Here is a 10,708-nt window from a genome sequence, read left to right as displayed (position 1 = left end):
AGCACCTGATCGAGCCCGCGGCGGATCTGGCGCACCGGCTGCTGGCGGCGGCGCCGCAGGTGCGGATCCTGACGACGAGCCGGGAACCGCTGGTGATCCAGCGCCGCGTGTCGGCGGGGTCGATCACGTCGTCCAGCTCGAACACGGTCGCCGCGTGGAGCGCCCTGCCGTGCTCGTAGGCCGCGGCGACCATCTGCTCGAACATCGCGCGCGGGTCCTCGGCGGCCTCCAGCTCCTTGCGGAACCCCAGCCGGACGGCGCCCTCCAGCCCCATGCCGCCGATCTCGCCGGTGGGCCAGGCGAGGGTCGCGAGCGGCGCCTTGAACCCGCCGCCCGCCATGGCCTGCGCACCGAGCCCGTACCCCTTGCGCAGCACGATCGTGACGATCGGGACGCGCAGGTTGGCGCCGATGACGAACAGGCGGGCGAAGTGCCGGACGGTGGCGGTCCGCTCCGCGTCCGGGCCGACCATGAAGCCGGGGGTGTCGCACAGGGACACCACCGGCAGGCCGTGCGCGTCGCACAGCTGCAGGAACCGGGCGGCCTTGTCCGCGGCGTCGCGGTCGATGGCGCCGCCGAGGTGCGCGGGGTTGCTGGCGATCAGGCCCATCGGGCGGCCCTCGATCCGGACCAGCGCGGTGATGATGCCGACTCCGAACGCGCGGCGCAGCTCCAGCACCGACCCGGTGTCGGCGAGGTGCGCGACGGCACGGCGGACGTCGTAGGCGCGCAGCCGGTTCTCCGGGACGAGGTGCCGCAGGATCCGCTGGTCGTCGCAGGCCCAGTCGTCCGACGGGCCCCGGAAGTAGGACAGGTAGCGGCGGGCCGCCCGGACCGCCTCGGCCTCGTCGTCCACCACGATGTCGATGACGCCGTTCGGTTCCTGGTCGCCGACCGGACCGATCTCCTCGGGCGTGAAGACGCCGAGGCCGCCGCCCTCGATCATGGCGGGGCCGCCCATGCCGATGTTGGCGTCCCGGGTGGCGATGATGACGTCGCAGCAGCCGAGCAGGGCCGCGTTCCCCGCGAAGCAGCGCCCGCTCGCGACGCCGACGGACGGGACGGCGCCGCTGAGCCGCCCCATGGCGTGGAACGTCGTGACGTCCAGGCCGGAGACGGTCGTGGTGTCGGTGTCGCCGGGGCGTCCCCCGCCGCCCTCCGCGAACAGCACCAGCGGCAGGCGGCGGCGGTGGGCGATGTCGAGCATGCGGTCGGTCTTGCGGTGGTTCAGGTGGCCCTGCGTCCCGGCGAGGACCGTGTAGTCGTAGGACAGGACGACGGCCTGCGCGCCGTCGACGTCCCCGATGCCGCAGACCATGCCGTCGGCGGGGGTGCGCTCGATGAGGTCGTCGAGGGAGCGGCGCCGCCGCTGCGCGGCGATGACGAGGGCGCCGTACTCGGTGAACGTCCCGGCGTCGCACAGGTCGTCGATGTTCTCCCGCGCGGTGCGGCGGCCGCGCGCGTGCCGCCGGGCCACCGCCTCGGGGCGGGCCGCGTCGAGCCCGCTCTCGTGCCGGCGCAGCGTCTCGGCGAGGTCGGCGCGGATCAGGTCGAGGTCGGCCGCCTCGTCCTCGGCGGCGTGGTCGCCGCCCCCCTCGGCGGGCTCGGTGAACAGCAGCGGCGCGCCCTCCGCGACGGTGTCGCCGGGCGCGGCGGCCAGGGCCCGCACGATGCCCGCCTCTCCGGCGCGGACGACGTGCTCCATCTTCATCGCTTCGAGGATCAGCAGCGGCGCCCCGGCCCGGACGGGGTCGCCCTCGGCCACCTCGACGCTCACGACCGTCCCCTGCGTCGGCGCGGGGACGGCGACCGTGCCGGGCGGCGCGTCCGGGACGGCCGCGGGCTCCGGACCGGCGGTGCTCGGGGCCGTCTCGACGTAGTACCGGCGGTGCTCGCTCGCCAGCAGCTCGGGCAGGTGGTCGTCGATGAAGGACGTGCACGCGCCGCCGGCCGTGAAGCCGGGATGGCGCAGCACGCCCTGCAGCAGCGGGATGCTCGTCGCCACGCCCGCGATCTCGAACTCGCCGAGGGCGCCGTGCGCGCGTGCGGCGGCGGACGGCAGGTCCTCCGCGCGGGCGACGACCTTGGCCAGCAGCGGGTCGTAGCGCGGGCTCGCGCGATGGCCGGCGTGCCCGTGGGTGTCGACGCGGATCCCGGGACCGGACGGCGGCGCGAACGCGGTGAGCGTCCCGGCGCTCGGGCGCGGCGCGCCGTCCGCGCCGATCGTCTCGGCGTTGACCCGCACCTGGACGGCGCAGCCGGACGCCCGCGGCGGCGCGGCCAGCCCGACTCCGGCGAGGTCCTCCCCCAGCGCCAGCCTGATCTGCGCCTTCACCAGGTCGACGCCGGTGATCTCCTCGGTCACGGTGTGCTCGACCTGGAGCCGGGGGTTGGCCTCCAGGAACCAGAACTCCTCGCCGTCGACGAGGAACTCGAAGGTGCCGAGGCTCTCGTAGCGGACCGAGGCCGCCATGCGGAGGGCGGCGTCCAGCAGCGCGTCCCTCACTCCCGCGGGCAGCGCGGGAGCGGGGGCGATCTCGATCAGCTTCTGGTGGCGCCGCTGGACGCTGCAGTCGCGCTCCCACAGGTGGGTCACCGCGCCGGAGCCGTCACCCGCGACCTGGACCTCGATGTGGCGGGCCCGCGGGACGTACTTCTCGGCGTACAGGTCGCCGCCGCCGAAGGAGGCGAGCGCCTCCGACCGGCACCGCTCGTAGGCCTCCGCGACGGCGGCGGGCCCGGTGACGACGCGCATGCCGCGCCCGCCGCCGCCCGCGAGCGCCTTGATCACGACGGTGCCGTGCTCGCGGGCGAACGCCTCGGCGCCGGCGAGGCTCGTCGCGCCGGGCGTGCCGGGCGTCACGGGCACGCCCGCGTCCCGCGCCAGGGCGCGCGACCTGGCCTTGTCGCCGAACAGCTCCAGCAGCTCCGGACGCGGGCCGACGAAGGCCAGCCCGGCGGCGGCGCATCCGGCGGCGAAGCCCGCGTTCTCGCTCAGGAAGCCGTAGCCGGGGTGGACGGCCGCGGCGCCGGCGTCCTTCGCGGCGGCGACCAGCGCGTCGGCGTCGAGGTAGCCGGCGGCGCCGTCGCCGGGCAGGACGCGCGTCTCGTCGGCGCGCCGGGTGTGCGGCGAGGCGGCGTCGTCGCGGGTGTGCACGGCGACCGTCCGCAGCCCCAGCTCCGACGCGGCCCGGACGACCCGCAGCGCGATCTCTCCCCGGTTGGCCACAAGGATCCCGCCCACCCGGCCTCCTCACCTCGCCTGAGCCGGTCGGCCCTCACTCTAGAGAGCGGGACGCCAGGGGCCGCGCCCGGAGGTCCCGGTGCGCGCGGATGATCTCGGCGTAGCGGCGCCCGCTGTCCTTGACGCGGCGTTCCTGGGTGGCGAAGTCGACGTGCACGAGTCCGAACCGCTGCGCGTACCCGTAGGCCCACTCGAAGTTGTCCAGCAGCGACCAGGCGAAGTAGCCGTCCAGGGGGACCCCCGCGCGGATCGCCGCGGCGCACGCCGACAGGTGGGCCTCCAGGTAGGCGGTGCGCTCGGCGTCGTGGACGGCTCCGCCGGGCGTCACGGTGTCGGCGTAGGCGGCGCCGTTCTCGGTCACCATGACGCTGCGCGGCGCGTAGTCCTCGGTGACGCGGACGAGGACCTTCGCCAGCCGGTCCGGGTGGATCTCCCAGTCCATGCCGGTGCGCGGCGTTCCCGGCGGGGTGATCTGCCGGGTGCGCGGCGGCGGGCCGCCGGGATCGTCGACGGTGACGGACCGGCGGTAGTAGTTGACGCCGAGCCAGTCGAGCGGGGCGGCGATCGCCTCCAGGTCGCCGGGCCGCACCGGCGGCTCCACCCCGTACACCTCGATCATGTCGGCGGGCAGCCCGCGGCCGTGGATCGGGTCGAGCCACCAGCGGTTGTGGTGGCCGTCCTCGCGCCGCGCCGCCGCCGCGTCCCGCTCGCCCTCGCCGCCCGGCTCGCAGTCGGTGAGCAGGTTGACGACGCCGACGCGGGCGCCGGGGGCGGCGGCGCGCACGGCCTGCACGCCGAGGCCGTGCGCCAGCAGCAGATGGTAGGCCGCGGGCACGGCCGCGCGGATGTCGGCGACGCCGGGCGCCATCGCCCCCTCCAGGTGCCCGATCCAGGCGGCGCACACCGGCTCGTTCAGCGTCGCCCACGAGGTGACGCGGTCCCCCAGCGCCGCGGCGACGACGGAGGCGTACTCGGCGAACCGCTCGGCGGTGTCGCGGGACGGCCAGCCGCCGCGGTCCTGGAGCTCCTGCGGCAGGTCCCAGTGGTACAGGGTCGGGTGGGGCTCGATCCCGGCCGCGAGCAGGGCGTCCACGAGCCGGTCGTAGAAGGCGAGCCCGGCCGCGTTGACCGGGCCGCCGCCGGCGGGCAGCACGCGCGGCCAGGCGATCGAGAACCGGTAGGCGCGCAGCCCCAGCTCCGCCATCAGCGCGAGGTCCGCGGGCCAGCGGTGGTAGTGGTCGCAGGCGACGTCGCCGGTGTCGCCCCCGGCGATCGCGCCCGGGACGCGGCAGAACGAATCCCAGATGGAGGGGGCGCGGCCGTCCTCCGCGACGGCCCCCTCGACCTGGTAGGCGGAGGTGGCCGCCCCCCAGGCGAAGTCGGGGCCGAACGCGGTCAGGTCGTCGATGGGCACGGGTCTCCCTCGGGGTCGTCGAGACGGGTCACTTGACGGAGCCGGCGGTCAGCCCGGCCACCAGGAAGCGCTGGAGCAGCAGGAACCCGGCGACGACGGGGACGCTCACCACGAGGGAGGCGGCCATCACCTGGTTCCAGTAGACCTCGTGCTGCGTGGAGTAGCCCTGCAGCCCGATCGCGAGCGTGCGGGTCTGGTCGTTGGTCATGACCGAGGCGAACAGGACCTCGCCCCAGGCGGTCATGAACGCGTAGACGGTCACCGCGACGATGCCGGGCAGCGACGCCGGGACGATCACCCGCAGCAGCGCGCCGACCGGGCCGCAGCCGTCCACCCGGGCCGCCTCGTCCAGCTCCCGCGGGATCGATTCGAAGTACCCGGCCAGCATCCAGATCGAGAACGGGAGCGAGAACGTCAGGTAGGTCAGGACGAGCGCGCCGCGGCTGCCGTAGACGGCGACGCCGGTCGCGTTCCCCGCGTTCACGAAGATCAGGAACAGCGGGAGCAGGAACAGGATCCCCGGGAACATCTGCGTGGACAGCACCGTCACCGTGAACGCCCGGCGGCCGGCGAACCGGTACCGGCTGACGGCGTACGCCGCGCCGATCGCGATCGCCACGGACGCCAGCGTCGCGCCGCCCGCCACGATCACGCTGTTGGCGAAGTAGCGGGCCAGCGGGACCGTCGACCACATGTCGACGTAGGGGCGGACCGTCGGCCGCGACGGGATCCACCGGAACCGGCGCTGCACGTCCTCCAGCGGCTTCAGCGACGAGCTGGCCATCGCGTAGACCGGCAGGAGGGTGAACGCGGCCAGCAGGGCCAGCACGATCCGCCGCGTCCAGACGAACGAGGCGGGCGGGTCGGTCGGCGCGCGGCCCTCGCGGGCGGGACGCGTGTCAGCCATGCGCGGGCCTCCTCCTCGACGTGGCGAGCAGGTACGCCGCCGTGGCCAGCAGCAGGAACAACAGGAGCAGCACCGACATCGCCGAGCCCGTCCCGAAGTTCCAGGTGACGAACGAGGCGTGGTAGATGTGCACCGAGACGAGGTCGCCGCCCTCCGGGGCGGCCTTGCCGAACAGGACGAACGGCGTGTTGAAGTCGTTGAACGTCCACAGGAACAGCACCAGGACGAGCACCTGGTTGACGGGCCGCAGCGCCGGGAGCGTGATGTGCCGGATCCGCCGCCACCTGCCCGCGCCGTCCAGCGCCGCGGCCTCGTACAGGTCGCGGGAGACGCTCTGCATCCCGGCGGTCAGGACCAGGAAGGCGAACGGCCACGACCGCCACACCACGACGGTGACGAGCGCCCAGAAGCTGTTGCCGCCGATCAGCCAGAACGGCCGGCCGCCGCCGGTCAGGTGCAGCTGGTCGGCCAGCACGTGGTTCACCAGGCCGTTGTCGCGCTGGAACATGAACGCCCAGGTCATCACGGCGGCGTAGACCGGAAGCGCGTACGGGACGAGGAAGAGCGCGCGCAGCGCCCCGCGCCCCCGGAACCGGTCCTGCGTGAGGATCGCCGCGGCGGCGCCGAACAGCCACGACAGTGCGACCGCCAGGAGCGTGACGGCGAGCGTGACCAGGAACGAGCGCAGCAGGTCCGCGCCGATCGCGCCGTCGAGGTCCACCGCGACGCGGTAGTTGCCGAACCCCCTCCCGGGCGCCCTCGACCAGTCGCGGATGTAGAAGAGGGTGAGCTCCTTGAAGCTCATCCAGATCCCGACGGCGATCGGCACCACGTGGACGATCAGTTCGGCGACGGCCGCGGGTGCGAGCAGCGCGTACGGCAGCGCGCCCGGAGGCAGCCGCGGCCGCCGCCTCCCCCGCCGCGGCCCGGCGGGTCCGGTCTCCTCCGGCCGCGCCGCCCCCTGCCCGTCGGGGAGGGCGGCGGCCGGCACGTCGGCGGCGGTCATGCGCCTACCCGCCCATCTGCTGCTGGGCGGCGGCGAGCCGCTTGCGCACCTCGGCCTCGGTGACCGGGCGGCCCGCGGCGGCGTCGGCGAACAGCTCCTTCATCGCGGTGCCGACGGCCGTCTCGAACTGGCTCTCCTGCGGCACCTGCGGCAGCGGCGCCGCGCTCGTGGCGAGGACGCTCTTGAAGACCCTGAGGTCCGCGGTGTCGAAGGCGGGGTCGCTCTGGGCCGAGACGACCGGGGGCAGCGATCCGTACGCCCTGTTGAGGATCTTCTGTTCCTCGTCGCCGGTCATGAACTTCACGAACTTCAGCGCGCCGTCGCGGTTGCCGGTGTTCTTGAAGACCGCGATGTTGATGCCGGCGACCATGGAAGTGATGTTCCGGCCGCCCGGCGGCGCCGGGGACGGCCGGGGGGTGGGCACGACGCCCCATTCGCCGGGCTTCATGCCGAGGTTGGTGAGCCCGCCGGTGGTGGCCTGCCAGAGCAGCATCGCGGCCTTGCCGGTGGCGAAGTCGTTCAGCGACTGGTTGGCGGAGTACTCGGCGTTGCCCGGCGCGGCGATCTTCTCCTTGCCGAGCAGGTCGACGTAGGACTTGACGGCCGCGACGGCCTGCGGGGTGGCGAACTGCGGCCTGCCGTCCGGGGTGAAGAAGTCGGCGCCGTACATCTGGCCGAGCGTGAACGCCTGGTGCACGTTCTCGGGGATGCTGGCGCCCTCGATCGCGATGCCGTACCTGCCGTCCTTGGTGAGAGCGCGGCCGGCGTCGATCAGTTCACGCCACGTCCCGGGCGGTTCCAGGTCCGCGTCCGCGAACATCTTCTTGTTGTAGTAGAGGCCGTAGGCGAGGGAGTAGAGCGGGACGGCGGCCGGGTCACGGCCCTTCGCGCCCGCGGCGGCGAGCGCGGCGGGGACGAACCGCCCCGCACCGCCGATCTCGGCCATCGCGGCGGAGTCGAAGGGCAGCAGGCCGCCGGTCGCCTGCAGCGACGCCGACCAGGTGTTGCCGATGTTGAGCACGTCCGGTCCCTGGCCGGAGGTGGTGGCGGCGAGGATGCGGTTGAGCAGGTCGGTCCAGGGGACGACCTCCAGCTTCACCCGGATGCCGGTCCGCTTCTCGAACTTGGCCAGCTCCGGGTCCAGCACCTTCCGGTCTGCCGCGAGGTCGGTGCCCTGGTTGCTGGCCCAGTAGGTCAGGGTCTTCGGGTCGCCGTCGCCGCCGCCGGACGTGGTGCCGCCGCCGCAGCCCGCCACGGCGGTGACCAGGAGCCCGGCCGCGAGGACGGCGAGGGCCCGCGAGGGGTGTGGACGCATCGGCTCGGCCTTCCGATCAGGTGACGGGGTCACTCCGAGAGTTAGATCACACCTTATTTCACGCCGTGATCTAAGCAGTGACATAATGGGCCGGTCAAGACCTGAGAAGCTGCGGGGGACGCGGCCCGGCCCGGGCCGCGGGATGAGGGGGGCCGATGCCGGAACGGCGCCGGAGGACCGTGCGCGACCTGCGCCGCGCCAACCGGTCGGTACTGCTGAGGCGGCTGTACTTCGACGGGCCGCTCAGCCGCCAGGACCTGGCCCGCGAGACCGGCCTCAGCCCCGCCTCGGTCAGCAACGTGGTGAGCGAGCTGATCGAGGCCGGGCTCGTCGTGGAAGCGGGCAGCGTCGAGTCCGACGGCGGGCGGCCGCGCGTCCTGCTGAAGACCGCGGCCGGATACGGCCACCTCGTCGGCGTGGACGTCGGCGAGACGCGGGTGATGGTCGAGCTGTTCGACCTGGGGCTGACCCAGCTCGCCAAGGCCGACCTGCCCCTCGGCGACGGCGGCCACGACGAGCGCGCCGTCGTCCGGCACATCCTGGAGGGCCTGCCGGCGGTCATCGACGGCGCGTCGGTCGACCCGGCGTCCATCATCGGCGTCGGCGTCGGCGTCCCCGGCGTGATCGAGCGCGGCCCGGAGGCGGTCGTGCACTGCCAGACCATCGGCTGGGACGGCGTGCCGCTGGAGCGGATGCTGCGCGAGGGCACCCGTCTCCCGTTGTTCGTGGACAACGGCGCGACGGCGCTCGGCCAGGCGGAGATGTGGTTCGGCGCAGGGCGCGGGCATCGCGACGCCGTCGTCGCCCTGGTCGGATCCGGCGTCGGCGCCGCCGTGATGATCGACGGCTCGCCGTACCGGGGCGCGGCCGGCAGCGCGGGCGAGTGGGGCCACACGACGTCCCGGGTCGGCGGCGCGCCGTGCCGGTGCGGGGCCCGCGGCTGCCTGGAGTCCTATGTCGGCGCGACCGCCCTGCTGGAACGCTACAGGGCCGCGGGCGGCCCGGCCGGGACGGACGAGGAGGCGGCCCTCGCCGGGCTGCTGGCCGACCCGTCCGAAGCGGCGGCGGCCCTGCGCGAGGACGTCGCCGAGCACCTCGGCGCGGGCATCGCCGACCTGGTCAACCTGTTCAGCCCGGAGAAGATCATCATCGGCGGCTGGGCGGGGCTGTTGATCGGCGGCCGCATGCTGGACCGGATCGTCGCGGCCACCGCCGCCTACGCGCTGCGGCAGCCGTTCGCGCAGACCTCGATCGAGCTGTGCCACCTCGGGCCGGAGGCGGTCGCCGTGGGCGCGGCCACCCTCCCGCTGGCGCACCTGCTCGACGGCGGCGGCGACCCGGCGGGCGCGCGATGGCCCGGCGGCGGCCCGCGGGGGATAATGGCGTACTGATCAGCACCCTGGAGGGCGACGACACATGGGCACCGCCGGCCGTTCCGTGCGCGAATCCCTGCTGGACGCCGCCGCGGACCTGTTGGTGGAGCGCGGCTACCGGGCCGTCCGGATGCGGGACGTCGCCTCCGCCGCGGGGGTGAGCCGGCAGACCGTCTACAACGAGTTCGGCGACAAGTGGGGGCTCGCGCAGGCGGTGGTGATCCGCGACAACGAGCGCTACCTCGACGGCATCGACGCCGTGCTGTCCGAGCACGCCGACGTGTACTCGGCGGTGGTCGCCGCGGTGATGTTCACGATGGAGACCTCCGCCGACGACCAGCTGAAGAAGGCGGTGCTGACGGGCGCGGGCGGCGACGAGATGCTGCCGCTGCTCACCACGCAGGCCGAGCCGGTGCTGTTCTCCGCCAGCGCCCGCATCGCCGAGCACGCCCTGCGCCAGTGGCCGGATCTGGACCGCGCCGCGCTCACCGAGATCGCCGACGCGGCCGTGCGCCTGACGATGAGCCACATCATGCTGCCGTCCGGGCCCCCGGAGGCCTTCGCCCACTTCGTCGCCCGCATGGTGACCCGCTACCTGGCCGCCACCGCGGGGCCGCGCGGAGCGGACGCCGGGTGAGGGGTCAGGGGGCGGCGGCCTGGACGTGGACGACCTTGACGGCCGTCATCTCGTCCAGGAGCTCGGGGCCGTAGCCGAACCCGCGGCCGCTGGCGCGGCGCGGGGTCGCCGCGCCGCCCGGGGCGCCGCCGAACACCGCGTTGATCTTCACGGTGCCGGCCTCCAGCGTGCGCCAGGCGGCCTGGGCGTGCGCCATGTCGCGGGTGAGGACGGTGGCGGCGAGGCCGTAGCGGGAGCGGTTCGCGGCCTCCAGCGCCTGCTCGAACCCGGCCACGGTGCGGACGGGCGCGACGGGGCCGAAGGTCTCCTCCGCCATGATCGCCATATGGTCGGCGCAGCCGGCCAGGACGGTCGCCGGATAGAAGCAGCCAGGGCCGTCGGGAAGGCGCGCGCCGGCCAGCGCCCGTGCCCCGTCCGCGAGGGCCTTCTCCACCTGCTGGTGGACCTTGGTGCGGTGGCGCTCGTCGACGAGGGGCCCGAGCTCGGTGGACGGGTCGGCGCCCGGCCCCGTGCGCAGGGCCCGGGCGCGGGCGGCGAGCGCGTCCAGGAACGGCTCGGCGACGGCCTCGTGCACGTAGACGCGCTCGACCGAGGTGCAGATCTGCCCGGCGTTGGCGAAGCACCCGAGCGCGGCCTGCCCGGCGGCCCAGGACGGGTCGACGCCCGCGTCCACGATCAGCGGGTCGGCGCCGCCGTTCTCCAGGACGGTCCTCGCCCCGGTCCGCGCGGCCAGCTCGGCGATGCGGCGGCCGGCGCGGGTGGAGCCGACGTGCGCGACGACGTCCGCGCCCGCGTGCCCGGCGAGGGCCTCG

The 10,708-nt window shown here is 74.6% G+C and carries 8 protein-coding genes; 2 read left to right on the top strand and 6 right to left on the bottom strand.

Annotation, left to right across the window (positions count from 1 at the left end):
* The 5 genes from AB0K37_RS36775 to AB0K37_RS36755 form a co-directional block, all read right to left on the bottom strand.
* On the bottom strand, positions 1 to 3,244 hold a 3,244-nt coding region (locus AB0K37_RS36775; protein ID WP_363989334.1), incomplete at its 3' end, for a carboxyl transferase domain-containing protein.
* A 34-nt stretch (positions 3,245 to 3,278) separates the two neighbouring features.
* Entirely contained in the window at positions 3,279 to 4,658 is a 1,380-nt protein-coding gene (locus AB0K37_RS36770) for a GH1 family beta-glucosidase (protein ID WP_363989331.1), read from the bottom strand.
* Positions 4,659 to 4,686: 28 nt separating this feature from the next.
* Positions 4,687 to 5,565, bottom strand: coding sequence for a carbohydrate ABC transporter permease (locus AB0K37_RS36765; RefSeq protein WP_363989328.1), 879 nt, complete (start codon positions 5,563 to 5,565; stop codon positions 4,687 to 4,689).
* Complete coding sequence (locus AB0K37_RS36760; RefSeq protein WP_363989325.1) at positions 5,558 to 6,571, bottom strand: sugar ABC transporter permease; 1,014 nt, start codon at positions 6,569 to 6,571, stop codon at positions 5,558 to 5,560. Before AB0K37_RS36760 ends, AB0K37_RS36765 begins: the two co-directional genes overlap by 8 nt.
* Positions 6,572 to 6,575: 4 nt before the next feature.
* Positions 6,576 to 7,886 (bottom strand): sugar ABC transporter substrate-binding protein, encoded by a 1,311-nt coding sequence (locus AB0K37_RS36755; protein WP_363989322.1) that lies wholly within the window; start codon positions 7,884 to 7,886, stop codon positions 6,576 to 6,578.
* Between the two features lie 155 nt (positions 7,887 to 8,041).
* On the opposite strand from AB0K37_RS36755, the gene AB0K37_RS36750 reads away from it, so the two are divergent.
* Positions 8,042 to 9,277, top strand: a complete 1,236-nt coding sequence (locus AB0K37_RS36750) for an ROK family transcriptional regulator (protein ID WP_363989319.1) — start codon at positions 8,042 to 8,044, stop codon at positions 9,275 to 9,277.
* A gap of 25 nt (positions 9,278 to 9,302) precedes the next feature.
* Complete coding sequence (locus AB0K37_RS36745) at positions 9,303 to 9,896, top strand: TetR family transcriptional regulator (protein ID WP_363989316.1); 594 nt, start codon at positions 9,303 to 9,305, stop codon at positions 9,894 to 9,896.
* 4 nt (positions 9,897 to 9,900) lie between these two features.
* On the opposite strand, the gene AB0K37_RS36740 is transcribed toward AB0K37_RS36745, so the two are convergent.
* A partial coding sequence (locus tag AB0K37_RS36740) for an aldehyde dehydrogenase family protein (protein WP_363989313.1) occupies positions 9,901 to 10,708 on the bottom strand: 808 nt, incomplete at its 5' end.

The sequence above is a fragment of the Actinomadura sp. NPDC049753 genome (genome assembly GCF_040674655.1).
In the GTDB taxonomy this organism is placed as follows: Bacteria; Actinomycetota; Actinomycetes; order Streptosporangiales; family Streptosporangiaceae; genus Spirillospora; species Spirillospora verrucosospora.
The sequence above is the reverse complement of the archived record's forward strand: the minus strand, read 5'-3'. Positions and strand labels throughout refer to the sequence as shown.

Coding starts and splice junctions, on each gene's coding strand:
- AB0K37_RS36765 (WP_363989328.1), bottom strand. CDS start 5,565: ATGGCTGACACGCGTCCCGCCCGCGAGGGCCGCGCGCCGACCGACCCG.
- AB0K37_RS36750 (WP_363989319.1), top strand. CDS start 8,042: ATGCCGGAACGGCGCCGGAGGACCGTGCGCGACCTGCGCCGCGCCAAC.
- AB0K37_RS36745 (WP_363989316.1), top strand. CDS start 9,303: ATGGGCACCGCCGGCCGTTCCGTGCGCGAATCCCTGCTGGACGCCGCC.
- AB0K37_RS36755 (WP_363989322.1), bottom strand. CDS start 7,886: ATGCGTCCACACCCCTCGCGGGCCCTCGCCGTCCTCGCGGCCGGGCTC.
- AB0K37_RS36760 (WP_363989325.1), bottom strand. CDS start 6,571: ATGACCGCCGCCGACGTGCCGGCCGCCGCCCTCCCCGACGGGCAGGGG.